This window comes from Streptomyces sp. NBC_00299 (assembly GCF_036173045.1).
GTDB lineage: Bacteria > Actinomycetota > Actinomycetes > Streptomycetales > Streptomycetaceae > Streptomyces > Streptomyces machairae.
In genome coordinates, this window is record NZ_CP108039.1 from 561504 (window position 1) to 586870 (window position 25367).

24 protein-coding genes and 2 pseudogenes are annotated in these 25367 nt (G+C 70.9%); 11 read left to right on the forward strand and 15 right to left on the reverse strand.

Annotated elements, in window-relative coordinates; genetic code table 11:
• The first annotated feature begins 42 nt into the window (after window positions 1–42).
• Window positions 43–2490: a SpoIIE family protein phosphatase gene (locus tag OHT51_RS02670; protein WP_328877238.1), complete on the forward strand. Its 2448-nt coding sequence runs from the start codon at window positions 43–45 to the stop codon at window positions 2488–2490.
• Window positions 2491–2532: 42 nt separating this feature from the next.
• On the opposite strand, the gene OHT51_RS02675 is transcribed toward OHT51_RS02670, so the two are convergent.
• On the reverse strand, window positions 2533–3054 hold the full coding sequence (locus OHT51_RS02675; RefSeq protein WP_328877239.1) for a PadR family transcriptional regulator: 522 nt from the start codon (window positions 3052–3054) through the stop codon (window positions 2533–2535).
• Window positions 3055–3139: 85 nt separating this feature from the next.
• On the opposite strand from OHT51_RS02675, the gene OHT51_RS02680 reads away from it, so the two are divergent.
• Window positions 3140–4621 (forward strand): carotenoid oxygenase family protein, encoded by a 1482-nt coding sequence (locus OHT51_RS02680; protein ID WP_328877240.1) that lies wholly within the window; start codon window positions 3140–3142, stop codon window positions 4619–4621.
• Between the two features lie 19 nt (window positions 4622–4640).
• Here OHT51_RS02680 and OHT51_RS02685 read toward each other — a convergent pair whose 3' ends face one another.
• The 6 genes and pseudogenes from OHT51_RS02685 to OHT51_RS02710 all read right to left on the reverse strand — a co-directional run bounded on the left by OHT51_RS02685 (window position 4641) and on the right by OHT51_RS02710 (window position 8408).
• Window positions 4641–5435 (reverse strand): SDR family NAD(P)-dependent oxidoreductase, encoded by a 795-nt coding sequence (locus OHT51_RS02685; protein ID WP_328877241.1) that lies wholly within the window; start codon window positions 5433–5435, stop codon window positions 4641–4643.
• A gap of 101 nt (window positions 5436–5536) precedes the next feature.
• Window positions 5537–5710: pseudogene (locus OHT51_RS02690) on the reverse strand (acyl-CoA dehydrogenase family protein); the annotation flags it as partial.
• An 18-nt stretch (window positions 5711–5728) separates the two neighbouring features.
• A complete protein-coding gene (locus tag OHT51_RS02695; RefSeq protein ID WP_328877242.1) occupies window positions 5729–6037 on the reverse strand; it encodes an enoyl-CoA hydratase-related protein in 309 nt (102 codons plus the stop codon).
• Window positions 6022–6150 carry a hypothetical protein gene (locus tag OHT51_RS02700; protein WP_328877243.1) on the reverse strand — a complete coding sequence of 43 codons (129 nt, stop codon included), beginning with the start codon at window positions 6148–6150 and terminating at the stop codon, window positions 6022–6024. Before OHT51_RS02700 ends, OHT51_RS02695 begins: the two co-directional genes overlap by 16 nt.
• 28 nt (window positions 6151–6178) lie before the next feature.
• On the reverse strand, window positions 6179–7348 hold the full coding sequence (locus OHT51_RS02705) for a CaiB/BaiF CoA transferase family protein (RefSeq protein ID WP_328877244.1): 1170 nt from the start codon (window positions 7346–7348) through the stop codon (window positions 6179–6181).
• A gap of 154 nt (window positions 7349–7502) precedes the next feature.
• Window positions 7503–8408, reverse strand: coding sequence for a LysR family transcriptional regulator (locus OHT51_RS02710; protein ID WP_328884218.1), 906 nt, complete (start codon window positions 8406–8408; stop codon window positions 7503–7505).
• A gap of 243 nt (window positions 8409–8651) precedes the next feature.
• On the opposite strand from OHT51_RS02710, the gene OHT51_RS02715 reads away from it, so the two are divergent.
• From OHT51_RS02715 to OHT51_RS02730, 4 genes are all read left to right on the forward strand, one after another.
• A complete protein-coding gene (locus tag OHT51_RS02715; RefSeq protein WP_443052384.1) occupies window positions 8652–9608 on the forward strand; it encodes a DMT family transporter in 957 nt (318 codons plus the stop codon).
• Between the two features lie 182 nt (window positions 9609–9790).
• A complete protein-coding gene (locus OHT51_RS02720) occupies window positions 9791–11257 on the forward strand; it encodes an aldehyde dehydrogenase family protein (protein WP_328877245.1) in 1467 nt (488 codons plus the stop codon).
• A gap of 95 nt (window positions 11258–11352) precedes the next feature.
• Window positions 11353–11478, forward strand: coding sequence for a hypothetical protein (locus OHT51_RS02725; protein WP_328877246.1), 126 nt, complete (start codon window positions 11353–11355; stop codon window positions 11476–11478).
• Window positions 11475–12962: an APC family permease gene (locus OHT51_RS02730; protein ID WP_328877247.1), complete on the forward strand. Its 1488-nt coding sequence runs from the start codon at window positions 11475–11477 to the stop codon at window positions 12960–12962. The genes OHT51_RS02725 and OHT51_RS02730 overlap by 4 nt, the downstream gene beginning before the upstream one ends.
• A 56-nt stretch (window positions 12963–13018) precedes the next feature.
• Here the strand turns inward: OHT51_RS02730 and OHT51_RS02735 are convergent, their stop codons facing one another.
• Complete coding sequence (locus OHT51_RS02735; RefSeq protein ID WP_328877248.1) at window positions 13019–14521, reverse strand: HEAT repeat domain-containing protein; 1503 nt, start codon at window positions 14519–14521, stop codon at window positions 13019–13021.
• Between the two features lie 78 nt (window positions 14522–14599).
• The gene (locus OHT51_RS02740; RefSeq protein WP_328877249.1) at window positions 14600–15601 is read right to left on the reverse strand and encodes a helix-turn-helix domain-containing protein; all 1002 of its coding nucleotides are present in this window, start codon (window positions 15599–15601) and stop codon (window positions 14600–14602) included.
• A gap of 254 nt (window positions 15602–15855) precedes the next feature.
• Here OHT51_RS02740 and OHT51_RS02745 point away from each other — a divergent pair, with 254 nt between their 5' ends.
• On the forward strand, window positions 15856–16230 hold the full coding sequence (locus OHT51_RS02745) for a peptidase inhibitor family I36 protein (RefSeq protein ID WP_328877250.1): 375 nt from the start codon (window positions 15856–15858) through the stop codon (window positions 16228–16230).
• Window positions 16231–16249: 19 nt separating this feature from the next.
• Window positions 16250–16636, forward strand: coding sequence for a peptidase inhibitor family I36 protein (locus OHT51_RS02750; RefSeq protein WP_328877251.1), 387 nt, complete (start codon window positions 16250–16252; stop codon window positions 16634–16636).
• Between the two features lie 95 nt (window positions 16637–16731).
• Here the strand turns inward: OHT51_RS02750 and OHT51_RS02755 are convergent, their stop codons facing one another.
• The 3 genes from OHT51_RS02755 to OHT51_RS02765 form a co-directional block, all read right to left on the reverse strand.
• The gene (locus OHT51_RS02755) at window positions 16732–17385 is read right to left on the reverse strand and encodes a YoaK family protein (RefSeq protein WP_328877252.1); all 654 of its coding nucleotides are present in this window, start codon (window positions 17383–17385) and stop codon (window positions 16732–16734) included.
• Between the two features lie 96 nt (window positions 17386–17481).
• Complete coding sequence (locus tag OHT51_RS02760) at window positions 17482–18489, reverse strand: MBL fold metallo-hydrolase (protein ID WP_328877253.1); 1008 nt, start codon at window positions 18487–18489, stop codon at window positions 17482–17484.
• 45 nt (window positions 18490–18534) lie between these two features.
• The gene (locus OHT51_RS02765; RefSeq protein WP_328877254.1) at window positions 18535–19614 is read right to left on the reverse strand and encodes an MFS transporter; all 1080 of its coding nucleotides are present in this window, start codon (window positions 19612–19614) and stop codon (window positions 18535–18537) included.
• A 296-nt stretch (window positions 19615–19910) separates the two neighbouring features.
• On the opposite strand from OHT51_RS02765, the gene OHT51_RS02770 reads away from it, so the two are divergent.
• Window positions 19911–21488: an MFS transporter gene (locus tag OHT51_RS02770; RefSeq protein WP_328877255.1), complete on the forward strand. Its 1578-nt coding sequence runs from the start codon at window positions 19911–19913 to the stop codon at window positions 21486–21488.
• Window positions 21489–21496: 8 nt separating this feature from the next.
• Here the strand turns inward: OHT51_RS02770 and OHT51_RS02775 are convergent, their stop codons facing one another.
• Both OHT51_RS02775 and OHT51_RS02780 read right to left on the reverse strand, forming a co-directional pair.
• Window positions 21497–21781 carry a hypothetical protein gene (locus tag OHT51_RS02775; RefSeq protein WP_328877256.1) on the reverse strand — a complete coding sequence of 95 codons (285 nt, stop codon included), beginning with the start codon at window positions 21779–21781 and terminating at the stop codon, window positions 21497–21499.
• A 61-nt stretch (window positions 21782–21842) separates the two neighbouring features.
• The gene (locus tag OHT51_RS02780) at window positions 21843–22286 is read right to left on the reverse strand and encodes a hypothetical protein (RefSeq protein WP_328877257.1); all 444 of its coding nucleotides are present in this window, start codon (window positions 22284–22286) and stop codon (window positions 21843–21845) included.
• A gap of 144 nt (window positions 22287–22430) precedes the next feature.
• On the opposite strand from OHT51_RS02780, the gene OHT51_RS02785 reads away from it, so the two are divergent.
• Together OHT51_RS02785 and OHT51_RS02790 are read left to right on the forward strand one after the other, a co-directional pair.
• Window positions 22431–22916, forward strand: a complete 486-nt coding sequence (locus OHT51_RS02785) for a cation:proton antiporter regulatory subunit (RefSeq protein ID WP_328877258.1) — start codon at window positions 22431–22433, stop codon at window positions 22914–22916.
• Between the two features lie 6 nt (window positions 22917–22922).
• The gene (locus OHT51_RS02790) at window positions 22923–24182 is read left to right on the forward strand and encodes a cation:proton antiporter (RefSeq protein ID WP_328877259.1); all 1260 of its coding nucleotides are present in this window, start codon (window positions 22923–22925) and stop codon (window positions 24180–24182) included.
• A gap of 32 nt (window positions 24183–24214) precedes the next feature.
• On the opposite strand, the pseudogene OHT51_RS02795 reads toward OHT51_RS02790, so the two are convergent.
• Window positions 24215–25262, reverse strand: a pseudogene (locus OHT51_RS02795) (PucR family transcriptional regulator).
• Window positions 25263–25367 lie beyond the last annotated feature (105 nt).

Consider the following 25367-nt stretch of genomic DNA (forward strand, 5'->3'; position numbering starts at 1 on the left):
GGCCGCAGTACGGCCCCGCGAACGGCGCGGGACGGGTGGGCGATGCACGACACACCCCCGACGACGCTCAGCGAGAGCCCGGAGGATCCGTTCTCGATCCACCAGTCCGCCTCCGCCGTTGTGGACAGGAGGGGTCGGGTCGTCGCCTGGAGCGAGCAGGCCACCAAGCTGCTCGGGTACCGGGCCGACGAGGTGCTGGGCCGGCCGGTCCGCGAGGTCCTGGTCGACAGCGGGGACGAGTCCGTGATCGCCGAGGCGACGCACGCGTGCCTGCGGGAGGGCGGCTGGTTCGGGGTGCTGCCGGTACGGCACCGCGCGGGCGACCGCGTGTACGTGGGGTTCAGGGCCCGGTGCGTGCAACGCCTGGACTCCAGCGTCGAGTGGCTTCTCGTCGGCTCGCGCGCCGAGGACGTCATCCAGTGGGAGATCGACAGGGGCGTGCTGGACGGCCTCTTCAGCCGGTCCCCCGTGGGTGTCGTGGTTCTCGGGCCAGACCTGCGTGTGCTGCGGATGAACCGGGCGGTCGCAAGGTTCGGCGGACTGCCGCCGGAGGCGTACCGCGGGCGACGCGCGGGCGAGTTCCTCCTCGGTGCGGACGCGGAGCTCGCCGAGGAGAAGCTGCGGTCGGTCCTGGAGACGGGCAGGCCCGTGATCTTCGCCGAGCAACCGGCACGGCTGCTGAGCGACACCCGCAAGGAACTGTTCATCTCCATCTCCGCCTTCCGGATGCAGGACCCGTCCGGAAGGGTGCTGGGCGTCACCGAGATCGTCGAGGACGTCACCGACCGCCACCGGGCCCGTCGCCGGCTCGCGCTGCTCAACGAGGCCGGCGCCAGGATCGGCAGCACCCTGGATGTGGCCACGACGGCACGTGAGCTGGCCGAGTCGGCGGTTCCCGAACTCGCCGACGCGCTCTCGGTGGATCTGCTGGAGCCCGTGCCGCGCGGCGAGGAGCCGGCACCCGACGCCACGGGTCCGCTGCGCAGGATGGCGGTCCGCAGCATCCGGCCCGACGCGCAGAAGCTGATGTATCCCGTGGGCCATCTGTTCGACTTTCCGGACCGGACGGCACCTGCACGCTGCCTGGCCGAGCGTCGGCCGGTCCTGGAGGCCACCCTGGATCCCGACTCGGGATGGTTCGCCGCCGAACCGGCCCGGGCCGAAAAGGCGCTCGCGATGGGCGTCCACTCCCTGATCGTGGTGCCGCTGACCGCGCGCGGTGTCATCCTCGGCCTGGTCTGCCTGTGGCGCTCCCAGCGGCCGGAGCCCTTCGAGGAGGACGACCTCACCCTGGCGGAGGAGTTCGCCGCCAGAGCCGCGGTCTGCATCGACAACGCCCGCCGCTACACCCAGCAGCACCAGGCCGCGGAAGCCCTCCAGCGCAGCCTGCTGCCGAGTGAGGTGCCCGAGCACCCGGCGGTCGAGACAGCCCACCGCTATCTGCCCGCGCAGGCCTCCGCCGGGGTCGGTGGCGACTGGTTCGACGTCATCCCGCTGTCGGGCCTGCGCGTCGCGCTGGTCGTCGGCGACGTGGTAGGCCACGGCATGCACGCCTCGGCGACCATGGGCCGGATGCGCGCGGCCGTGCACACCTTGGCACACCTCGACCTGGCTCCGGACGAAGTCCTCGCCCGGCTCGACGACCTGGTGGACCAACTGGCCACCGAACAGCAGCAGATCGATGCGAACATGCCCCAGATCCTGGGCGCGACGTGCCTGTACGCGATCTACGACCCCGTCTCCCGGCACTGCGCCATGGCCCGCGCGGGTCACCCGCCTCCGACGGTGCTGGGGCCGGACTGCCAGGTCCGCCCGCTCGACCTGCCCGCCGGACCGCCGCTCGGCCTCGGCGGGCTGCCGTTCGAGACGGCCGAGCTGGAACTGGAGGAGGGCAGCCTGATCGCTCTGTACAGCGACGGTCTCCTCCTGGCCGACGATCGCGACATCGACCAGGGCCTCGCCTTGCTCCGTACCGCGCTGTCCGGTCCGGCCCAGTCGCTGGAGCACACGTGCAAGGCGGTGGAGGACGCGATGCTGCCCGACCGGTCCGCCGACGACGTCACGCTGCTGCTGGGCCGGACCCGGGTTCTGGCGGCGGAGCAGGTGGCCACGTGGGAGCTGTCGGCCGAGGCCACCGCCGCCGCACGGGCCCGGGCACTGGTCACGGACCGGCTGACCGAGTGGGGGCTGGAGGAGTGCGCGTTCGCCACCGAGCTCATCGTGAGCGAGCTGGTCACGAACGCCTACCGCTACGCCGGCGGCCCGGTCGTGCTCCGGCTGATCCGCGACGGCCGGCTGATCTGCGAGGTCTCCGACAGCAGCAGCACCTCGCCGCACCTGCGCCAGGCCAGCAGCACCGACGAGGGCGGCCGCGGCCTGTTCCTGGTGGCCCAGCTGGCCGAACGGTGGGGCACGCGCTACGGCCGCAACTCCAAGACCATCTGGGCCGAGCAGCCGCTGCCGGAACCCCCCGCGGAGACAGACGGCTGACCTGCCACAACGGGCGCCCGGCGGCGCGGGACGCGCCGCGGCTCAGGTCTCGCCGAGGATTCCGGGCAGCTCGTCCATCCACTCCAGGACGGCCTCCTCGTAGCGCAGCCCGAAGGCGAGGGTCGCCCGCTGATACGCGTCGAGTCCGCCGGCCGCGGTGCGCTCCCGGTAGCCGGCCAGCCTGCTCTCGTGCAGGGCTCGGTGCTCGGCGACGAACTCCAGCAGGCGCTCCCGCTCCACGGCCGAACCGAACGCGATGGTGAGCAGCAGCGGGTAGCGGATCTGCTCGGTGCCCGGCGGGCGGGTGACCCACTCGGCGAACGCCGCACGACCTTCGTCGGTGAGCCGGTAGGGCTGCCGTGCCCGCGGCCCGGCCGGCCCGGCACGCACGAGGCCGCGGTCCGCCAGCGTCGCCAGCTCCCGGTACACCTGACTGCGGGTCAGGGTCCAGAAGTCGCCGATCAGTTCCTCGGCGAGCTTGACCAGTTCATAGCCGCTGGCCTCGCCCGCGTGCAGGAATCCCAGCAGCGAGGCCGCGGACGCGTTGAGTTCGGTACCGGGCATGAGCCTTCCCTTGACATTCCACTGTGGACTGTGGTCGCCTTGATGACACATACAATAGTCCACTGTGGACTGTGAGGTGATCCGCATGAACACGGAGAAGGGGTACGCGGCCGGGTTCCGCACCCTCGACACCGAGGTCAGCGACCGGAAACTGCCCGTGGAGGGCACGCTGCCGACATGGCTGCGCGGCAGTCTGCTGCGCAACGGCCCGGCACGCTTCGAGGCCGGGAGCGGGGCCGCCGGCAGGGCGTTCCGGCACTGGCTCGACGGCCAGGCGATGCTGCACCGCTTCGCCTTCGCCGACGGCCGGGTCACCTACACGAACAGGTTCGTCGACACACCCAGCAGCAGGGCCGCACGCGAGTCGGGCCGGATCGCCTATCCGGAGTTCGCCACCGACCCGTGCCGCTCCCTGTTCGCCCGCTTCTTCAGCGCCTTCTCGCGTCCGGAAGTGTCGAACACCAACGTCAGCGTGGCCCGTTTCGGCGAGCGCTTCGTGGCGCTGACCGAGACACCGCTGCCGGTGGAGTTCGACCCCGAGACGCTCGCGACCGCCGGTGTCGTCGGCTACGAGGACGCGCTGAAGGGCCAGCTCACCACCGCCCACCCGCACCAGGACCCCGGCACCGGCGATCTGGTGAACCAGCTGACGCACTTCGCGCGGCGCAGCGAGTACCGCGTCCACCGCCAGCCGCCGACGGGCACGAAACGCGAGCTGATCGGCCGCCATCCGGTCACCAGGCCCGGGTACATGCACAGCTTCGCTATCACCGGCCGGTACGTCGTGCTGGCCGAGTTCCCGCTCACCGTGAACCCGCTCAGCCTGATCCTCAGCGGCCGGCCGTTCATCGAGAACTACCGCTGGGATCCCGAGCGAGGCACCCGCTTCATCGTCTTCGACCAGCGCGAGGGCGGCGTGCGCGGGGTGTACGAGACGACGGCGTGCTTCGCCTTCCATCACATCAACGCCTGGGAGGACGAGGGCCGCGACGGTGACTTGGTGCTCGATCTGTGCGCCTATTCCGACGCCTCGGTGATCGACGCGCTCTACCTGGACCGGCTGCGGGCCGGCGGGGGCGTTCCGGTCTCGTATCCCACCCGCTTCCGCATCGGTCTGCGCACCGGACGCGTCGAGACGAAGCGGCTGGCGGGGGAGTCCATGGAGCTGCCGCGCATCGCCTACGAGCGGCACAACGGGCGTGACTACCGGTACGCGTACGGCGTGAGCTCCCACGACGGCCGCGAGGACGACTTCATCAACCAGCTCGTCAAGGTCGACACCCGGACGGGCGCGACCCTGACCTGGCACGAGGAGGGCTGCTATCCCGGCGAGCCGGTCTTCGTCCCCGCCCCGGACGCGGCCGACGAGGACGACGGTGTGCTGCTGTCCCTGGTCCTCGACTCCGTGAACGGCTCGTCGTCCCTGCTGGTCCTGTCCGCCCGGACGCTGGACGTACTGGCCCGGGCACAGGCCCCGCACATCGTGCCGTACGGCTTCCACGGCCTGTTCACCGGCCAAACACCCTACGAACGACTCCGGCAGAAAGCCCAGAACCCACTGTCATAGGCCTCAGTCAGTTGCACAGCTAGGGCAGGATGGAGTCGACGTACCCGCCGTCCACGCGCACCGCGCCGCCGGTGGTGGCCGAGGCCTGGTCCGAGCTGAGGTAGACCGCCATGTTCGCGATCTCCTCCGGTTCGATCAGCCGTTGCAGCAGGCTCTGCGGCCGGTGCTTGCGCATGAACGCGCGCTGCGCCTCGTCCCAGGGCAGGTCCCGGTCGACCAGTTCGTAGACGAAGTCCTCGACGCCGCCCGTGTGGGTGGGCCCGGCGATGACGGAGTTCACCGTGACGCCCGTGCCGGCGGCGTGCTTGGCGAACCCCCGGCTGACCGCGAGCAACGAGGTCTTGGACATGCCGTAGTGGATCATCTCGGCCGGGGTGACGATCGCCGAGTCACTGGCGATGTACTGCACGCGTCCCCAGCCGCGTTCGGTCATGCCCGGCAGGAACAGCCGTGTCAGCCGTACGGCGGACAGCACGTTCACCTCGAAGTAGAGCCGCCACTCCTCGTCGCTGATCTCCAGGGGGTCGGCCGAGCCGAAGATGCCGAGGTTGTTGACGAGGATGTCCACCTCGGGCAGCGTCTCGGCCACCTGGTCCGCGCCCTCCTGAGTGGTCACGTCCGCCGGCACCGGCACCCACTCGGCGCCCGGAACCTGCTTGGCCAACTCGGCGACGCTCTGCTCCACGCGCTCCGGGCTACGGCCGTTGACGCCGACTCGGGCCCCGGCGCGGGCCAGTCCGGCGGCGATCGCCGCGCCGATGCCCTGGGTGGAACCGGTGACCAGTGCGGTGCGGCCCTTCAGATCGATCTGCATGCCTGCCAGCCCCTTTCACTTACGGATTCGGTGGCTGTGTACCCCGGGACGTTACTTGCATACGCGCACTACAGGCAAACGCCCACATTATATTGGCGCAATCAGACGAAGGCGCTCTCGCGGGTGCCTTCGAACGAGTAGATCGCCTCGGCGTCGGCGGAATAGCGGGCGATGTCGTGGTCGAGCACGATGCCGTTGCCGCCGAAGATCTCCCGGCACCAGGCCACGACCTCGCGCATCCGGGAGGTGACGTATGCCTTGGCCAGTGCGGGATGCGTGCTCTCCCTCGGCTGCTACCGGCCCTGCCAGACCGGCGAGCGACGCTCGGTGAAGGCGGTCATGCCCTCGCGTACGTCGGCGGAGGCGGTCAGTTGGGCCATGTGCCGCGCCTGTACGGCGAACGCCCAGTCCTCGCAGGCACCGTCGGCGGCGCGGACGAGCTCCTTGACGGCGGCCGGCTCCAGCGGGGCGTTTTGCGCGATCCGTTCGGCGAGCTGCAGTGCCGTGGCCACGGTTTCCCCGGCCGGCACGACACGGTTGGCGATGCCGAGCAGGCCGGCCTGTTCGCCGGTGACCGGCTCGCCGGTCAGCAGCAGCTCCATGGCCAGGCGGTGAGGGACGCGTTGACCGCATTGCGCGCCTCGGGCCGGTCGATGGTGATGAGCAGGGCGGAGCCGATGGCCTCGGTCCGCACCTCGGTGGTGGTGCTGTGCATGGTGGTGGTGTCCTTGCTTGACGGCCGGTCAGCGGCCGGCGGCGAGTTCCTGGAAGACCTCTTCGGTGTGCTGTCCGGGCAGCGGCGCGAGCCGGCGGACCGACCCCGGGGTGGCGGAGAACCGCACCGGGATGCCGACCGAGCGGATGGCGCCCTCGCTGGGGTGGTCCACCACGTCGAGCAGCCGGCCGTCACGCACGTACGGGTCCTCCGCGGCCCTGTCCAGTTCGAGGACGGGCGCCATCGGGATGCTGTGCTTGGCGCAGACCCGGGCCCACTCCTCGGTGGTCAGGCCCGGCGAGCACTGGGCCACCAGCTCCATCAGCGCGTCGACGTCGGCATCGGCGATGGAGGCGCCGTTGACACGGGGGTCCGCGGCGAGGTCGGCACGGTCGACGGCGAGGAAGAAGTCCCGGAAGTTCTGCGGGTTGTACGGCATGACGCAGGCGAGGCCGTCCCGGGTGGGCACCGCGCGGTGCCCCTGCTTCATCGACAGCGGGAATCCCGTGGGCCCCTCGGGCGGCTCGAAGACATGCCCCGAGAGGTGCTCGACGAGGTTGAAGGCGATGAGCGTGTCGGTCATCGGGATCTCGATGTACTGGCCGGTGCCGGTACGGGTCCGGTGGACCAGCGCGGCGAGGACCGAGTAGACGATGGTCAGCGCGCAGACCTTGTCGCCGATGATCGTCGGCAGGTACACCGGGGTGCCCAGCGCCCGGTTGGCCACGTCCACCAGGCCGGAGGCGGCCTGCACGGTCTCGTCGTAGGCGGCGTTGCCGGCCCGGTCGGAGTCGCTGCGGAAGCCCTGGGCGTGCGCGTAGACGAGGCCCGGGTGGCGGGCGGCGATGTCGGCGTGGGCAAGGCCGAGGCGGGCGAGCGCGCCCGGGCGCATGTTGGTGACCAGTACGTCGGCGCTGTCGATCAGGTCGAGGGCGCGGGCGCGGTCGGCGTCGTCCTTGAGGTTCAGCGTCACGCTGCGCTTGTTGCGGTTGACGTTGAGGTTGAGCGGGGTCATTCCGGGCGTGGTGCGGTAGGGGCCCACCCGTACGGTGTCGGACGGGGACTCGATCTTGATGACGTCGGCGCCGAGATCACCCAGGATCTGCGCCGCGTAGGGGCCCATGACCACCGTTGACAGATCGATCACCCGCACGCCGTCCAGTGGACCTTCGGTGTCGGCGGCCGTGATGTCCATCATCACTCCTGTTCACACATAGTTTCATGTCGAATGTTTCCGCCGAAGACGTTATGCGCGAACGAAGAGGAAGGGAATGATCAACTGACGAACGAGGGCATGACCACAGCGGTCACACACTGTCCGTGCCGAACGGTCCGGAACGCCTGAAAACCCGTCAGACGGTGATGACCTCGTCGAAGATCCGCCGGGCCCGGGCGGCGACGTCGCCCAGGTCGCCACCGGCTTCGGCCCGCTCACTGCGGAACAACAGGCCGGTCGACAGGGTGGGTTGGAAGTCCTCGACGGGCAGCACGGCGACGTTGTCCAGCCGGTAACGGTGCATGGGGCTCTGCGGCGACATCATGGTCACCGAAAACGCAATTCCGGAGGAAATCAGTTCCGAGCTGCCGGAATAGTCCGCCATGTTTATGCGGATTCTTTTCCGCACGCCGGCTACATTCAGCCGGGCGTCGATTTCCTCGAAATAGACCGGGGTGACGTCGTTCGGGGACGCCACGTAGGCCAGGTCGGCCAGTTCCTCGAGGGTGACCGAGGCGCGCCCGGCGAACCGGTCCGCGGGCACGGCGGCGCCCAGCCCCTCGCGCATCACCTCGATGATCTCGAGCGCCGGGTCGGAGACCGGCAGCCGGGCCAGCGCCATGGCCAGCCGGCCGTCGTGCACCGCTTCCGCAAGGCCGGCCGAGGTGCCGGGCCAGCGCTTGAGTTCGCACACCTCCCGGCAGCCTTCCTCCAGCAGCCGGACCCGCTCCCGCAGCAGCGGATGCACTCCTGCGGGCATCCCGATGAACAGCCTGTCCAGCTGCGGGCGGACCGCCTCGCTCAGCCGCCAGGGGATCGAGTTGACCCGCTCCAGGATGTCGCGCGCCATGGGAAGCAGTGCGGTGCCGGACGGGGTCAGCGCGACCCGGTGCGTGGTCCGCTCGAAGAGCTCGTGCCCGAGTTCGCGTTCGAGATCCTTGATCCGCCGGCTGAGCGGCGAGGCCGCCATGTGCAGTCTGCGGGCCGCCTGCGAGAAGTTGAGCTCCTCGGCCACGGCGACGAAGTAACGCAGGTGCAGCATGTCCACGCAGGTCACCCTAGTCGACCCACCGTCGCGGGCACGGTCGCCGCAGGGCCGACGGCAACGCTCGGCGCAGGCTCCGCACGGTCCCCCGCGCTCATCCACCCGGCCCACGGTCAACGGCCCGCAGCCCCTGCCTCCGATCGCGCACGCCGGCCCGTCCGGGCGACCATGACCCCAGGAAGTCCGCCCACCATGGTCGGCGGAACACCGTCGGCCACGGTCGGTCGAAGCCGGCCGGCCATGTCCGGCACAAGCCGGTCGGCGTCACGCGCCCGCCGATCCGGGAGGTGGCCCAAGCTGCACACTCCGCTCTCGGTCCTCTTCGCGATCTGCGCCGCGTTGAGCAACGCCGTGGCGACGGTGCTCCAGCGCAAGGCGGCGCTCACCGTGCCGAGTTCCAAGGGGTTCCGGGCCGGTCTCATTCTCGACCTGTTGCGCCGCCCCGTATGGCTGGCCGGCATCCTCGCGGTGATCGCCGCCGCCGTCTGCCAGGCCCTCGCGCTGGCGACCGGCCCGCTGACGATCGTGCAGCCGCTGTTCATCCTGGAGCTGCCGCTCACCCTCATCGTCGCGTCGCTGCTGATGCACCGGCGTCTGCCGGGCAGGGGCTGGCTGGCCGTGGCGGTGGTGGTCGCCGGGCTGGGGGTCGCGCTCGCCGCCGCCTCCCCCAGCGGCAATCGCACGCACGTGGAGCTGGACCGCTGGATTCCCGCGCTCGCCGTCTGCATGGGGCTGGTCGCCGGTCTCGCGCTCGCCGCCCTGCGGCGCCCGGAAGGCCGGGCCCGGGCCGCCTGTCTGGGTGCCGCGACGGCGATCAGTTACGCGCTGACCGCGGCGCTGATGAAGGCCTCCACACACATCCTCGAGGAGCAGGGACTCGGAGGATTCCTCTCCGCCTGGCAGACGTACGCGTTCGCCGCGACCGGCGTGTGCGCGCTGTTCCTGCTGGAGAACGCGATGCAGGCCGGTCCGCTGGTTGCCTCGCAGCCCGCGCTCACCCTCGGCGACGCGCTGGTGAGCCTCGCCCTCGGCATCACGCTCTACGAGGAGAGCATCCGCACCGGGTGGTGGCTGCTGCCCCAGCTGTTCGGCGTCGCGCTGATCGCCGCCGGCGTCCTCGCACTGGCGCGGATTCCGCTCACCCAGGCGATGGTGGCGCCCGACGAGGAGGACCGGGCGGCGGAACGGATGCCGTGAGCGGTGCCCCGTGGCGCACGGCGGCGAACGGCTCCAGGGGGAAGATCCCTAGCCCACCCGGGTCCTCTGGGTCACCCGGACGCAAGCACGGCGGTGCGCCACGTGGCCGACGCCCGCCCGATGGGCCATGTTGCTGACCGTCGAGCCGATCGGCACCGGCCGGATGCGAAGGAGGCCCCGCGGTGGGTGAGCTGTACATCGACGGCGAGTGGACACAGGCCACGGCCGGTGGACGGCGGGAGGTGGTCAACCCCTACGACGCCTCTGTCGTCACCACCGTCGACGAGGCCGACGCCACCGACGTGGACCGCGCGGTGCGCGCCGCCCGGCGTGCGTTCGACAAGGGCGACTGGTCGAACGCCCCGACCCGCGACCGGGCGGACCTCCTCCTGCGCGTGCGCGACCTGCTGATGCGCGATCAGGAGGAGATCGCCCACACCGAGACACTCGACACGGGCAAGACGCTCACCGAGGCCCGTATCGACGTGGAGGACGTGGCGAACGCGTTCCGCTACTTCGCCGAGCTCGCGGGCAAGGACGGCGGCCGGATCGTGGACGTCGGCCCGGACGTCCTCAGCCGCGTCGTCTACCAGCCGCTCGGCGTGTGCGCGCTCATCGCCCCCTGGAACTACCCGCTGCTCCAGGCCTCCTGGAAGGTGGCGCCCGCGCTGGCCGCCGGCAACACCTTCGTCCTCAAACCCAGCGAGGTCACGCCCCTCACCACGATCGCGATGATCCGGCTCATCGAGGAGGCCGGCGCACCGCCCGGCGTCGCCAACCTGGTGCTGGGCCCCGGCGCGACCGTCGGCGCGGCCCTGACCAGCCACCACGACGTGGACCTGGTGTCCTTCACCGGCGGTCTGAACACCGGACGGGCCATCATGGCCAGCGCGTCGGAGGGGCCGCGGAACATCGCCCTGGAACTGGGCGGCAAGAACCCCAACATCGTCTTCGCGGACGCCGACTTCGACGCCGCCGTCGACTACGCGCTCGACGCCGCGTTCCTGCACTCCGGACAGGTCTGCTCGGCCGGTTCGCGCCTGCTCGTCCAGGACTCCCTGCACGACCGGTTCCTCGAGGCCTACGCCGACCGTGCGCGGCAGATCCGGCTCGGCAACGGCCTGGCGGAAGGCACCGAGAGCGGCCCGCTCAGCTCCGCCGAGCACCGCGAGAAGGTCGAGAGCTACATCGCCCTCGGCAAGGAGGAGGGCGCCCGGCTCGTCACCGGCGGCACCCGCCCCGACGACCCCGACCTGAGCAGCGGCTTCTTCCTGCTGCCGACCATCTTCGCCGACTGCGACCGCTCCATGCGCATCGTCCAGGAGGAGGTCTTCGGCCCGGTCGTCACCGTCGAGCGCTTCCGCACCGAGGACGAGGCGGTGGAGCTGGCCAACGACACCCGCTACGGCCTGGCGGGCGGCGTGTGGACCTCCGACGCGAGCCGCGCCCAGCGCGTCGCCGGGCGGCTGCGTCACGGCACCGTATGGATCAACGACTTCCATCCCTACGTGCCGCAGGCCGAGTGGGGCGGGTTCGGCCGCTCCGGCGTGGGGCGCGAGCTGGGTCCCACCGGGCTGCGCGAGTACCAGGAGGCCAAGCACATCTACCAGAACCTCGCCCCCGCCCGCTCCGGTTGGTTCAAGGGCTGAGGCAACGCGGCACGCCGCCGGCCCGAGGCACGAGGACCACCGACGCAAGGCCGGCCACCCGCCCCTGGCACGACGACCACCGAAGAAAGGCACCCATGGCCCCCACCACCGCGCACATCGTGTACCACCCGGTGGGTACGCGCCGATTGGGCGCCCCCGACGTCCCGAAGGCCGTCATCGCCGGCCGCCCCGGCCACATCGAAAGAGAGGTGCAGCGGTGACCGGCACGCAGCCTCCCGCACCGGCCTCCGGCATCCCCGGAGGGGAACCGGGCTCGGAGTTCCGCAAGGACATGAGCCCCTGGGCCAACTTCGCCCTCGGCTTCACCTACCTCTCCCCGGTGGTGGGCACCTACACCCTCTTCGGCATCGCGATCGCCGACGGCGGACCGCCGATGATCTGGGCGTTCCTGGTCGCCGGCTGCGGCCAGTTCCTCGTCGCGCTGATCTTCGGGGAGATCGTCGCCCAGTACCCGATCGCGGGCGGCGTCTACCCCTGGGCCCGGCGGCTGTGGGGCAAGCGCTGGGCGTGGATGACCGGCTGGGTGTACATGTGGGCGCTGCTGGTGACCATCACCTCCGTCGCGTACGGCGCCGGCCCCTACATCGCCATCCTCTTCGGCTTCAGAGCCACCGTGCACACCACCGTGCTGTGCACCGCCGTGCTCATCGTCGTCGCCATCCTCATCAACTACATGGGCACCAAGGCACTGTCGACGGCGGCGCTCATCGGTTTCGCCGGCGAGCTCATCGGCGCCCTCGTCGTCGGCGTCTACCTGCTGTCCACCCACCGCCACCAGAACCTCGGCGTCATCTTCGACACCTACGGCGTCGAGGGAGACGGCTCCTACCTGCCGGCGTTCCTGGCAGCCGGCATCATCGGCCTCTACCAGTACTACGGCTTCGAGGCGTGCGGCGACACCGCCGAGGAGGTCGCCCACCCGGGCCGGGTCATCCCCCGCGCGATGCGCCGCACCATCTACATCGGCGGCGCGGCGGCCACGTTCACCTGTATGTCGCTGCTGCTGTCGGTCACGGACTTCAACGCGATCATCTCGGGCGAGCAGGCCGACCCGGTGGTGGACGTGCTGTACGACGCCATGGGCGAGACCGGGGCGCGGATGGTGATGGCCGTGGTGCTGATCTCCTTCCTGTCCTGCACGATCAGCCTCCAGGCCGCGGCCGGGCGGCTCATCTACTCCTACGCCCGGGACGAGATGATCGTCGGGCACCAATTGCTGCGGCGGTTCGTCCACGCCCGTGCGGTGCCGAGCTGGGCGCTGTTCGTGTCCGCGGCGGTGCCGCTGATCATCGCCTTCGCCTCACTGCTCTCCGAGGACGCCCTCACCAACATCGTCTCGTTCGCGATCCTCGGTATCTACGGCTCGTTCCAGATGGTGGTCCTGGCCGCACTGCGCGCCCGGCTCAAGGGCTGGAAACCGGCGGGGGAGTTCACCCTGGGCCGCTGGGGTCTCACGGTGAACATCGCCGCGCTGGCCTACGGCGTCCTCGCCATCATCAACATCTGCTGGGCCCGCACCCCGGAGAAGTCCTGGTGGGAGAACTGGATCGTCCTGCTGTGCGGCGCGGTGGTCCTGGGCACCGGCCTGCTCTACATGTTCACCACCCACCACTACGGCCGCGGCGGCGCACTCGCCGGCGACGCCGTGCCGGACAACCGCAGCAAAGCCTCCAACGGATCGTGATCAGGGCCTGATCCACACCGACAAGCGCGGTCGCGAGGCGGCGGCCTGAGCCGCCGTCACGGCGAGTCGGGACCGCGCCCGTCCAGTGCCCGAAGCGCCTCGTCGACCGCCGCGCGGGTCTGCGCCTCGGCGGCCTCCGCGGCGAGGGCGGTGAGGCGGGCGCGCAACCGCTCCCCGTCCTGCGGCCGGATCCCGGTGTCCGCCAGCCAGTGGGCCAGGCCCTGCGCGGCGTGGAACCGGACCGTCTCGTCCGGGTCGTCGAGAGCATGGACGAAGCGCGCCAGGTCCGCACCGGTGTCCTCGTCGGTGGCGTTGTACGTGTCCAGCAGCGAGAGCGCGGCGGCCCGCACCTCGGCCGAAGGGGTCCGGTCCACGGTCCGTCGCAGGGCGGGCAGCGCCTCCGCCAGGCCGATGAGGGCGTTGTGCGTCTGCCAGAGGGTGGGGGGATCGGCGACGAGGTGGGCCACCAACGCCTCGGCCACAGCGTGGCGTTCCCACGGACGAAGCCCCTCCTGCACCAGCGCGTCCAGGCCGGCCACGGCACCCGCTCGCACATCGCCGTCGGGGTCGTCCAGCAGCGGCAGCAGCACCCAGACGGCGTCCCATCGCCCCGCCTCCCCAACGGCTTTCGCAGCGGCCGCACGCGTACGGCCGGGCAGCGCGGTGTCGATGAGGGCCGTACGCAGCATCGCGGCGGCGGTCCGCGTGCCGGCGGCTCCGAGCGCGTACGCGGCCGACGGTCCGACGACGGAGTCGGCGAGCCACCGCGTCGCCGGTCCGGTGACCCGTTCCTCGCCCCGCCGGCCGAGCGCATGCAGCAAGAAGTCCGCGACGTGTGCGTCCCGTTCCTCCTCCAGCGCCCCGGCCAGGGCGTCCTGCGTGTGCGTGTCCTCGACGTGGAGCAGGCGGCGCGTCACCGCGATCCGCACCTGGGCCGCTTCGTCGCGCAGTCCCGTGACCAGCGAACCGAGAAGGCGCTCGGTCGAGTGCCTGGGCAGCAGTTCGAGAGCCCGCACGCGAGCCTGTGCTGCGCCCTGTTCGGCCGTACCGATCAGCTCCGCGCCGACGGCCGGGTCGTCCCGGAAGCGCCACACGAGCGCACGGGCGCGTCCCCACACGGCTCCCTCCGGGTCGCCCAGCAGCGCCACGAGGCCGGGGACGTCACCTGGCACGCCCAGGGCCGCCAAGCCGTCCAGGGCGTTGATCCGCAGATGATGGTCGGGGTCGCGCAGCAGGCGGGAGAAGGCGTCCACGACCGCCGGTCCGTCGAGCCCGAGGCAGATCGCGGCGCGCGAAGCCCGGCGCCGTACCCACGGATCCTCGTCGCCCATCAGGGCGGGCAGCACGGTACGGCCCGCCTCGGCGACCCCGCTGCGTCCGAGCCCCACGGCCACGGCCTCACGCACCTCGGGTGCAGGGTCGTCCGCCGATCCGACGAGGACCCACGCGTGCTCGGCCCGTCCGATCCTCCCGAGTCCTTTCGCCGCGGCGGCGCGCCGCCATCGGTCGCCGTGCTTCAACGCCCGCAGAAAGAAGGCGATCTGCTGCTCGGATCCCATGAACACCCCGAGGAATCAGACCAGCGAGTCGGCCGGAGGTTGTACCGGCGCCGCACGTCGGCCCCGGCGATCGGCGGGCTAGCTGCCGACCGTGAGCGGCTGGCCGGACCTGTTCGCGGTCAGGAGGCTGTGGCCCAAGGGGGTGAGGACGTGCACAACTGTGTTCCGGTCGCGGACCGAAGCGACGAGCCCTGCCTCCCGCAGTATCCTTACGTGCTCGCTGACCGTCGCCGGGGTCACCCCGGCGCGCCGGGCCACCTCGCTCGTGGTGCACCCGTCCTCCAGGGCCCGGAGCACGGCGGCCCGCCCGTGGCCGAGCAGTCTCGCCAGCGCCCGGGATCCGGTGCCGCCCTGGGGAGGCAGCCACCAGCGGTGCGTGCGGGCGACGGGATAGACCAGCACGGGCGGCAGGCTCGGGTCGGTCAGGGTGATCGGTGCCTGCCAGCAGAAGACGGAGGGCACCAGCAGCAGGCCCCGGCCCTCCAGGCGCCACTCGCGCTGCAGCGGATACTGCGTCTCCAGCACGGGTGGCCGCCAGCGCATCGACGGGCCCAGCGTCGACAGCAGCGCGTCGACACCGCCCCGCAGTATTTCCCGCGCCCGCACCGCACGGTCGGCCTCGATCTGCGCCCGTACGGCGGACCAGTAGGGGGCCAGTGCGGCGTGGAAGTACCCGTGCAGGGCCTGCCCGAGGTTCTCCAGTGCCCAGGGCTCGCCGTCCGCGAGCGGACGCAGCCACCTCGGTGCCGCGGTGAGGACGTTCATCTCCCTGGTCAGACGCCGGCGAGGCGTGGACAGAATGGCCCGCACACCCTCGGACAGCCCCTCGGAGGCCTCCGCTGGGTTGAGGAAGTCGGGAAAACTGCCGCGCGGTGGGGCCAACGCCCGGACGAGGTGCAGTTGCTGACGGGGCACCTTGCTGAGCCCGACCCGCGCCTGTGCGCGCCAGGCGTCGAATACGGCACGTCCCTGACGCGTCGCCAGCAGGTTCACGCTGAGCACGAGCTCCCACAGCGGGTCGGGTGCGGCGGCGACGCGTGTCCTGAGCAGGTCTTGGCGCGTGAAGTGCACTCGGAGCACGGAATTCCATCTCAGTCGGTCGCGTGATCAACTGAAGTTTCGGCGTGGGATGGTCCTCCCGATACTCCCCGTATTTCGGTGAATCGCAAAATCTCTTTTCACGCCAACTCGCCCGGCGCGCACCGTCGTCCATGTGCGTCAGCAGTCACTTTCGGCGCGCGCCGAATCACCTGGCAGGAACGGGCGGTGACGGGCAGCCTGAAAGACGTACACGACCAAGATCTTCGCCATGCCGACCAAGGGGGAAGAAAGACATGCGCAAACGTGCCGCGATCGGGGCAGTGGCCACTGCCGCCTTCGCCACCGTGCTGGTCACCGCGCCGACCGCTTCGGCAGAACCCAATCCGCCGGGCTGTCCGAAGGAGTACTTCTGCGCCTACAGCGGAGAGAACCAGACCGGTCAACTCGTGGTGAAAACCAAGGGGAACTGGAGCGGCAACGTCGCCTTCCGCTCCGCGTTCAACAACGGAAAGCCCTTCCCGGGCGCCGACCACGTCGACGTGACCTACACCGTCGAGGGCGGCACGGAAACGGCGTGCCTGCACTACAACCCGGGCCCCGGCGGCTACAAGGCGAATGCCGTTCCGGGCACCCATGTCGTCAGGGTCGTATGGCGCGGCGAGTGCTGACAACGGAGGGATGCTCATCATGCTGACCGGAAAGCGACTCGCCGCTCTGGGTGCCGGGACCGTCGCGGCCGCCTTCGCCGGCGTCCTCGCCCTCGCCCCTGGGGCGTCGGCGGAAGCCAACCCGCCGGGCTGCGGCAAGGGTTACTTCTGCGCCTACAGCGGCGCCAATCAAACGGGACGGCTCCTCCTCAAGGTCGCGGGCAACTGGTCCGGCAACCTGGCCGTCGGCTCCATCTTCAACAACGGAGTCGTCTACCCGGGCGCCGACCATGTCGACGTGACGTCGTTCCTCGGCGGTCAGCCGTCGACCGACTGCTTCCACTACAACCCCGGCCCGGGCAGGTACAAGGCCAACGCCGAGCCGGGGCTCACCATCACGCGTGTCGTCTGGCGAGGCGAGTGCTGATCCGCTGACACCGCACGCACATGCAGCGGGACTTGCTCTGCCTCGGGCCGCGGGGCACGTCCCGCTTGTCGGGCCGGGTCAGGCGTACGGCCGGGTCAGGCGTTGTGCGCCCGTCCGGACGCCGGATGAGCCACGTAGCCCCCGATGCCGCCCAGTACCCCCGCGGCGACGAGCAGCGCAACGGTGAGCCCGGCACGCAGCAGCAGCGTGCCGACGGCCGCGCCGGCGAAGACCGCCACGAGAGCGGCGGCGCGGTACGGCTGGGAGGTGTCCGGCGTGCCGCCGCCCAGCTCCGAGTGTCTGACCAGGGTGACGAGCGTGCCGGTCACCAACGTGGTGTTCAGGCCCGCCCCGAGCCGCCGCATCGTCGCACTGCGCACACCCATGGCCAGTGCGGTCAGGGCGATCACGGCATAGTGCCGCGGCTCCAGGTCGCCCCGCACACTGTCCAGTCCGATCGCCGCGAGCGCAGCGGCCACCAGCAGCGTGGGCGCGATGGCGGCGGAGGTCAGCAGCCACCAGCGGAGCCGGGCAGCCGTGACCGCGCCGAGACGGCTCCCGGCCACCGCGCCGGCCGCGAAACCGGCGAGTGCCGTGAGCGACCCCAGGGGCGTCAGTCCGACGCCACCGGCGACCGCGAAGCCGAGGAAGAGGGTGTTGCCCGTCATGAAGGCGGTGAAGACCTGCCCGAGGCCCAGGAAGGCCACCGCGTCTACGATCCCGGTGACCGCGGTCAAGGCGATCAGCATTTTCGGCAGCGGGTCGGAACGAGCCGGTGCGGAGATGCACGTCCCCTTCCGCGGCCTTGCGCAGTCACCTCCTGACAGGCCTCACCTCACCACCCCCTACTCCCCCACGCCACCAGAGAGCGCCCGGCCGGCGTCGGCGATCCTCCCCCGCAGCATGAGGTCCAGGACCGCCATGAACCGCTGTGCCCGCGGCTCGCCGAGTACGAAGGGGTTGACGCCGTCGGGTCGGCTCCGCAGCTGTTCGACGCGTTGGAGGCCGTAATCGTTGGGGTGGTTGGACAACTCCACGTCCACCTTCGCGTCGCGCATTCGGTTCCGGAAGGAACGCACGGACGCCCGGTAGGTGCACAGCTCCGGCACCGTGCCGGGCGGGTTCACGCCACCCCAGAGCATGGCCGTGTGGCGCTCGGATCCCGACCGTAGGGGGATGATCGGCGAGACGGTGCCCGCCGTGTGGCCCGGGGTGTGGTGCAGTCGGATCGTCGTGCCGCCCAGCGTGAGCCGTTGCCCGTCCACGATGTCCAGATCCCGGGTGGGGGCGTTGTCCGGTCGGGTCCGGGCGATGAGGTCCCAGTCGGCAGGCGCCATCAGGACGCGCGCTCCGTACCGGTCCGCGAGATACTGTGCGCCGCCGAAATGGTCGTCGTGGCCGTGCGTGACGACGACGTACTTGATCGTCTCGGGATCGGCGCCCAGCTCACGCAGCCCGGGGACGAGAACGCCCTCAGCGTCCGCGGGCGAGGTGAGCGCGTCGATCAGCACGATCCCCTCATCGGTCAGCACTGCCATCGCGGAGACCCAACCGGTGCTCACAAAGGCCAGGTTGTCGAAAATCCTCAGCGGCTCCGGCGCGGGCGGACGAGGAAACTCGAGGTCAGGCGTCAGCGCCGTCACAAGGGCGAGCAGAACCGGGTCACTTCCGGCGAGCGCCCGGGCACGGTCGTAGTAATCCTCCCCGTCCCGCCCGGCAGCAACGGCAGTCGAGCCGGGACCGAGCGCGCCGGCAACTCCAGCAAGTCCGAGGGCGCCCAGCCGGGCGAAGCGGCGCCTGGAGAGCAGGCCGGCTAAGTCGTTGTCGCTGTCGTTGTGCGAAGAAGAAGTCATGGTGGTCCTCCCTGGTGACCGCTGTGACTCGTGATCCGATCGACATCACGATAGGGCGGCGCGGCGTGTTCCTACCGCCAGGACCTTGAGTCCCGCCGTACAGCCGCCCAACAGCATCACCGCGGACGGAGAAGTACGGTCCAGCGCGATGCCACACACGATCAGCAGTGCCACCGCGCCGGCTTCCCCGCGGCCCAGCGCCCGCAGCAGGAGGGTTACCGCGGCGATCAGGCCGGCCGCCAGCCCGAAGACGGTGCGCGGGTACCGGGTCACCCAGGCGCCGCCCAGGAAATTGCCGAGGATGCCGGCGGCTCCGTAGAGCAGCAGGAAGGTGGTGATCAGAGCTCCGCCGGCGTGATTGACCTGTTCCAGGAACGGTGTCACATACGTGTAGGCGCTGAAGTGCGCCAGCACGACGAGGAACGTCAGCAGAAGCGCGAAGCGGGTGTTGGCGCTGTGGAGCACGCCGTTGAGCACACCGAGCCGTGTGACCTGGACCGGCGGAAGCGGCGGCACGAACACGAGCAGCATGGCCAGGACGCCGACTGCCAGAACTCCCATGGCAATGAAGGCCGTTCGCCATCCGGCGAGGTCTCCGACGAGAGTGCCGGCCGGCACGCCGAGGACGGATCCCAGCGGGACGGCAGAAAAGATCACGGCGGTGGCTCTGCGAGCCGAGGCAGCCGGCACGAGTCGTTGTGCCAGCCCGGCCCCGATGGACCAGAAGCCTCCGATCGTGATGCCGACCATGACCCGGGAGGCCAGCACGAGCCAGTAGTCGGGCCAGTAGTCGGGCGCCGCGGCGGCGAGAAAGTTCGCCCATGCCAACAAGAGCGTGAAGACACACAGCATCAGTCGTCGGTCGCAGCGCGCTGTGGCCACCGTGACCAGTGGAGCGGCGATCGCCGCGACGAAGCCGGGCATGGTCATCGTCAGGCCGGCCATTCCGTCCGAGACGGTGAAGCTCGATCCGATCGAGGTCAGCAGACCGATCGGCAGGATCTCGGTGGTGACGATGACGAAGATCCCCAGCATCACGGAGACCACGGCCGTCCATCCCGTCAGCGGGGAACGGGAGGACGGGAGCGGGCCGTTGGCCGGACAGGCAGTGGTGGTTGCCGACATGACATTCCGTCCGTGAAAGGCAGTGTGACCGACGGTCAGTCCAGCAGGCTTCATGGGGAGGCGGCTGGCAGAACTGCGACGGCACCCTTGCCCTTCAGGGGTGATGTCGCATTCCCGCAACCCGTCCGGACGTCAGGAGAGCGGTGCCCCCGGGCCACTCACCCGCAGGAGCCGCTTGTGATGCGGCGGCGGCGGACCGCGCGCAGACTGGACGGGTGAGTGGCACCCATCTGGGGCGTGGCGAAGCCGCGCCCGAACCTCGGTCGGCACCACGACAGACCTTGGCGCTCACGGCCATGATGTTCGCGGTTGCGATGACGTTCATCGACCAGACCATCGTCGCCATCGCCGCCCCGGACATCGTCCGTGAACTGGGTCTGTCAACCTCTGGCATGCAGTGGGTCGTGAACGCCTACCTGCTGTCCCTGGCCGCCTTCTTCGCCTTGGGCGGCCGCCTCGCGGACCTCTACGGGCCGCGCCGGATCGTCGTCATCGGCACCTTGGTGTTCGTCATCTCGTCGGTGCTGTGCGGCTGCGTCCCCGAGGGCGACGCGGCACAGAGCTGGCTGATCGCCTTCCGGGCCACCCAGGGTTTCGGGGCGGCACTGCTGTTCCCCGCGGCGCTGGCCGTGGTGGTGGCGGTGTTCCCGCGCGAGCGGCGCGGACGTGCCCTCGCCCTGTTCTTCGGGATCTCCGGTGCGCTGACGGCCCTCGGACCTCTCCTCGGCGGCTGGCTCACGAACTGGACCTGGCGCGCCGTGTTCTGGGTCAACGTCCCCGTGGCCATCGTGGCCCTGGCCCTCACGGCATTCGCCCATATCGCCGACCGGCGACGACCCGGCACGCTCGACGTCCGGGGTGCCGTTCTGATCGTCGTCGGCATGGGTCTGAGCGTCCTCGGCTTTCAGCAGGCGTGGTCCTGGGGGTGGGGCAGCGCGGCGACCTGGGTCTGCATCGTCGGCGGTCTCTTGGTGCTCTGCGGGTTCGTCGCATACGAGCGGCGCGTGGACCATCCGCTGATCGACCTGCGCGTCTTCAAGGACCGGGCGTTCACGGTGGACACGGTGGTGCTCTTCTTCGCCATGCTGGCCTTCGTCCCACTGTTCTTCTTCGCCTCCGTGTACGCCCAGGTGTGTCTGAGTGCCTCGCCGAACCAGGCGGCGCTGTTCCTGCTCTACTTCTTCGCGGGCTTCGCGATCGCCTCGCAGTGGGGCGGCCGGATCCTCGACAAGCAGGGCGCCCGCCCGGCGCTGAAGATCGGCTGCGTCCTGGGCTGCGTCGGCTTCGCCCTGTGGGCCGGGAAACTCACCGATCTGAGCATGCACGACCAGTGGCCGTACGCCGCCCTTGCCGGCGCGGGCATCGGCTTCATCCTCGCCCCCGCCTCCACGGACGCCGTCAACCGGGCGATCGGCCCCTCCTACGGAGAGGTCACCGGCATCACCCAGACGGTACGCAACTACGCGGCCAGCGTGGGCCTGGCCGTCCTCGGCACCGTGCTGACGCACCGCACCAACTCCAACGTGACGCAAACCCTGGAAGCCCGCGGCTTCCCGCCCGACGTGGCGGAGAACGTGGCCCGCAACATCAGTGAGTCCATCACGGGCACGGGCGACAACAGTTCACCCACCGGCACGGGACCTGCGGCCACGGCTCTGCGCGATTCGATGAACGCGGTGCGCATGGACTTCGCCGAGGCCAACCAGTGGGTGTTCTACGGCATGGCCATCGCCCTGGGCATCGGCTTCCTGTGCGCCCTGCGCCACCCGGGCGGGCGCGCGGTGACGCCCACGCACACGGACGCGGAAGCGACACCGGCCCCGGACGCGACACAAGCCCCCGCAGGGCAGCCCGACCGGCGCACAGGCCCCTGACCTGACGGTCAGGTCCGCACGCTGATGTCGCGCACCTGGACGGTCAGTCCCTCCGGGCTGGTGATCCGGGAAAGGGGCCTGCCCGCCCCGTCGGACCAGGTGCCGGCCTCCTGGCCATGGCGACGCGCACGGACAAGGACGCCGGGCACATCCTCGACGGCGACCAGGAGTTCCCACTGGGGTGCGGTGGCGTCGGACACGCCGGCGGCGACGAAGTCGGCGCACGCGGGCGGGGAACCGGTGACCCTGCGGTAGAACTGGCGGGCCTCTTCGGGCTGTTCGCAGGCCGGCACCGGGTGGGAGTCCCCGCTCCACCTCGCCGGTGCGCCGACTTGAGCGGCTGTCGGTCAGGCGTCACACGTCGTGCGGCCCATTGCCGGTGCCCGGCCCCGTGGGGCCGAGGCCGCCGGTGAGGCGGCGGTAGGCGGCCCGGGCGTGCAGCAGGCGTGCCAGAGCCGTACCGACGACGGCCGCGGCGAGCAGGCAGGTCAGCCAGAAGGTGTCGCGGTGCCCGACCCAGGTGAGGATGCCGGCGGGCGGAATGGCGAAACCGTTGAGGAACAGCCAGCACAGCAGGGCCGTGCCGGGAGCCGCGGTGAAGCGGGCGCACAGGCCCAGCAGGGCGGCCAGCAGGGACAGTAAGGCCAGGGCGAGCCCGGGCCGGTCGGTGCCCACGAGGGAGTTGAGCAGTGCCACCAGCACCAGCGCCCCGCCGAAGGCCGCGGCCCACACCAGCGGGGTGGCGACGGGCCGGGGAACGGGCCTGGCACCGGAGCTGAGCGACACCCACTCGATCATGCTGACGTTTCCTCCCCGATCTCCCCCGGACCCATTGTTCCAGGCGGCCGCCGGGTCACCTGCCCGGCGGTCGGTTCCGGGCGCTCGTTAGGGTGTCATTAAAGGTTGTCCAAAGAAATACCCGACCCAGACAGGGGGACCGTGGTGGGCGCTCCACGCCTGAGCAGTACGCCGTTGCCGGGAATCGGGGTCCGTTACGACCTCACCACCCGGGAGCAGCGTCGCGTGTCCGTGGTCGCGCACCGGGACGGGTCGCGGACGCTGAACGCGTACCAGCAGGACGATCCGGACGCGTGCGCGCTGTCGGTGCGGATGACGTCGGGAGAGGCGGAGGCCCTCATCGACGCGCTGATGCCGGCGCACCACAGCCCGAACCTGCTGTCCACGACCGACCTGGGCCTCGTGGCCGAGCGGGTCGAGCTGTCGGCCACCTCACACTGGAACGGGCGAGTGCTGGGCGAGACCCGGATGCGGACCGAGACCGGCGTGTCCATCGTGGCCGTGCTGCGCCGCGCCGAGGCCATCCCCGCGCCGACGCCGGATTTCCGGCTGGCGGGCGGTGACACCCTGATCGTGATCGGCACCCGCGAGGGTGTGGAGGCGGCCGCCGCGATACTCGGACGGGAGTGACCGGCCTTGCACTCCTCCGCTGTCTTCCTCATAGAGTTCGGCGCCATCATCCTCGGCCTGGGCCTGCTCGGCCGGTTCGCCGCCCGTTTCCAGTTCTCGCCGATACCCCTGTACCTGCTGGCCGGGCTCGCCTTCGGCGAAGGCGGACTGCTCCCGCTCGGCACCAGCGAGGAGTTCGTCGCCATCGGCGCCGAGATCGGCGTGATCCTGCTGCTGCTGATGCTCGGCCTCGAGTACACGGCCAGTGACCTGGTCTCCAAGCTCAAGACCCAGTACCCGGCCGGCCTCGTCGACGCCGCCCTCAACGCCCTGCCCGGCGCGGCCATGGCCCTGCTGCTCGGCTGGGGACCGGTCGCCGCGGTGGTCCTGGCCGGCGTCACCTGGATCTCGTCGTCCGGCGTCATCGCCAAGGTACTCGGCGACCTCGGACGACTCGGCAACCGCGAAACCCCGGTCATCCTCAGCATCCTGGTCCTCGAAGACCTCTCGATGGCCGTCTACCTGCCGATCATCACCGCCCTGCTCGCCGGGGCCGGTCTCGCCGCGGGCAGCGCCACCCTCGCCATCGCACTCGGCGTCGCCGGACTCGTCCTCCTGCTCGCGGTGCGCTACGGCCGCCACATCTCCCGCTTCGTCTCCAGCGACGACCCGGAGAAACTGCTCCTGGTCGTCCTCGGCCTGACCCTGCTGGTCGCGGGCATCGCCCAGCAGCTCCAGGTGTCGGCGGCGGTCGGTGCGTTCCTGGTCGGCATCGCGCTGTCCGGCGAGGCAGCCGAGGGCGCGCACAATCTCCTGGCTCCTCTCCGGGACCTGTTCGCCGCGGTGTTCTTCGTCTTCTTCGGCCTGCACACCGACCCCGCGAGCATTCCGCCCGTCCTGGTACCCGCGCTTGCTCTGGCCGTCGTGACCGCCCTCACGAAGATCGCCACCGGTTACTGGGCGGCCAAGCGCGCCGGAATCTCCGCCAAGGGCCGCTGGCGCGCAGGCGGAACTCTGGTGGCCCGCGGCGAGTTCTCCATCGTCATCGCCGGACTCGCCGTCACCGCGGGCATCGAGCCCTCCCTCGGCCCGCTCGCCACCGCCTACGTACTCATCCTGGTCATCCTCGGCCCGCTCACCGCCCGCTACACCGAACCGGTGGCCATGCGACTGGTCGCCCGCCTGGGGAAGCCCTCGCCGACGGCCCATGTCCCGGCCGAGCGCGCGGCCTCACCGGCGGCACCGCTCGAAACGGTCGACGATCCGGACACCGCGGGCCGGTCGTAGGTGATCGCCACCGCACGGGCTGAACCAGGCGCTCACAGAGGTCTGTTCGGCCAGTCCAGGAGGCGGGCGCCGATGACCGCCGTCTGCAGGGCGTAGCGGTGGGCGGGATCGGTGGGGTCGCTGCCGGTCAGGGTGTGGATGCGGGCCAGCCGGTACGTCAGCGCGCGCACGCTGACCGACAGGTGCCGGGCCGCGGCGGCGGCCACGCAGCCGGTGTCGAAGTACACGGTGGCGTGTCGAGCAACGGCTGTGCGCCGCCGCGCGCCTGCTCCAGCGGGCCGAGCGCGGTGTGGACCAGGTCGACCAGTGCCTGCCGGTCGCGGGCGAGCACGGGGAAGACGAGCAGGTCGGCGGCCCGGAGCAAGGGATCGTCGAGGCCCATGCGCTGAGCCACGTCCAGGGTGTTGAGGGCCTCTTCGTAGCTGTGGCCGATGCCGACCGCGCCCTGCCGGGGACGGCCCACGGCGACCTGGCCGACGCCGGTGGCGGTGTGCGCGAGCCTGGCGAAGTGGGCGAGGACGTCGTCCTGATCACCGGGGGCGACGCACACCATCCGCCCGTCCTTCGTGGTGAACAGGATGCGCCGGTTCTCGAAGCGTGCGAACAACTCCCCGGCCACCTGGCGGGGTGCCGGGTCGGTCTCGTCGTACTTCTCCGGCCCCTCGGCCACCGCCACCTCATGGGCGCGGGACAGCCGCAGCCCGAACCGCTCGCAGCGGGCGGCGAGATGACCCGGGTCGCCGCGCCCGTGGAGCAGGTCGTCGATGAACTCGCGGCGGGCGGCCTCCTCCTTGCGTATCACGAGCCGCTGCGCGCGCTCGTAGCCGTCGGCGAAGGCGTCCACCGCCTGCTCGATGACGGCGAGGACGGTGTCGGGGCCGGCCTGGACGGGCCGGTTGCGGCTGCCCGCGGCGAGATGAGCGCGCACCAGGGCCCGCCAGCCGTGCCCCGCCTCGGCTGCCCTGGCGCCGAGGGCCCTGCGGGACTCGATCTCGTCCGGGTCAGACGGCGGCCCGTGGCGGCGGCGTCCGCGAGGATCCGCTCGAATCCTTCGAGAAACACGTCGGTGGCGCACTCCATCGTTGTCACGTTCTCCCCCTTCGGCAACGGCAGTTGTCGCCGGCCGGCGGGGCCGGGCGCGTGCGGCGGCGATCCCGCCGGCTTCACGCCCACCCGCCCTGGCTG

Bases quoted from the DNA above. Each gene is read 5' to 3' on its own strand.
- OHT51_RS02735 (WP_328877248.1), bottom strand. From the start codon at position 14,521: ATGGGATCCGAGCAGCAGATCGCCTTCTTTCTGCGGGCGTTGAAGCAC.
- OHT51_RS02685 (WP_328877241.1), bottom strand. From the start codon at position 5,435: ATGCAGATCGATCTGAAGGGCCGCACCGCACTGGTCACCGGTTCCACC.
- OHT51_RS02745 (WP_328877250.1), top strand. From the start codon at position 15,856: ATGCGCAAACGTGCCGCGATCGGGGCAGTGGCCACTGCCGCCTTCGCC.
- OHT51_RS02765 (WP_328877254.1), bottom strand. From the start codon at position 19,614: ATGTCGGCAACCACCACTGCCTGTCCGGCCAACGGCCCGCTCCCGTCC.
- OHT51_RS02770 (WP_328877255.1), top strand. From the start codon at position 19,911: ATGATGTTCGCGGTTGCGATGACGTTCATCGACCAGACCATCGTCGCC.
- OHT51_RS02680 (WP_328877240.1), top strand. From the start codon at position 3,140: ATGAACACGGAGAAGGGGTACGCGGCCGGGTTCCGCACCCTCGACACC.
- OHT51_RS02725 (WP_328877246.1), top strand. From the start codon at position 11,353: ATGGCCCCCACCACCGCGCACATCGTGTACCACCCGGTGGGTACGCGC.
- OHT51_RS02755 (WP_328877252.1), bottom strand. From the start codon at position 17,385: ATGCTGATCGCCTTGACCGCGGTCACCGGGATCGTAGACGCGGTGGCC.
- OHT51_RS02750 (WP_328877251.1), top strand. From the start codon at position 16,250: ATGCTGACCGGAAAGCGACTCGCCGCTCTGGGTGCCGGGACCGTCGCG.
- OHT51_RS02675 (WP_328877239.1), bottom strand. From the start codon at position 3,054: ATGCCCGGTACCGAACTCAACGCGTCCGCGGCCTCGCTGCTGGGATTC.
- OHT51_RS02670 (WP_328877238.1), top strand. From the start codon at position 43: ATGCACGACACACCCCCGACGACGCTCAGCGAGAGCCCGGAGGATCCG.
- OHT51_RS02705 (WP_328877244.1), bottom strand. From the start codon at position 7,348: ATGATGGACATCACGGCCGCCGACACCGAAGGTCCACTGGACGGCGTG.
- OHT51_RS02695 (WP_328877242.1), bottom strand. From the start codon at position 6,037: ATGGAGCTGCTGCTGACCGGCGAGCCGGTCACCGGCGAACAGGCCGGC.
- OHT51_RS02700 (WP_328877243.1), bottom strand. From the start codon at position 6,150: ATGCACAGCACCACCACCGAGGTGCGGACCGAGGCCATCGGCTCCGCC.
- OHT51_RS02710 (WP_328884218.1), bottom strand. From the start codon at position 8,408: ATGCTGCACCTGCGTTACTTCGTCGCCGTGGCCGAGGAGCTCAACTTC.
- OHT51_RS02715 (WP_443052384.1), top strand. From the start codon at position 8,652: ATGTCCGGCACAAGCCGGTCGGCGTCACGCGCCCGCCGATCCGGGAGG.
- OHT51_RS02760 (WP_328877253.1), bottom strand. From the start codon at position 18,489: ATGACTTCTTCTTCGCACAACGACAGCGACAACGACTTAGCCGGCCTG.
- OHT51_RS02780 (WP_328877257.1), bottom strand. From the start codon at position 22,286: ATGATCGAGTGGGTGTCGCTCAGCTCCGGTGCCAGGCCCGTTCCCCGG.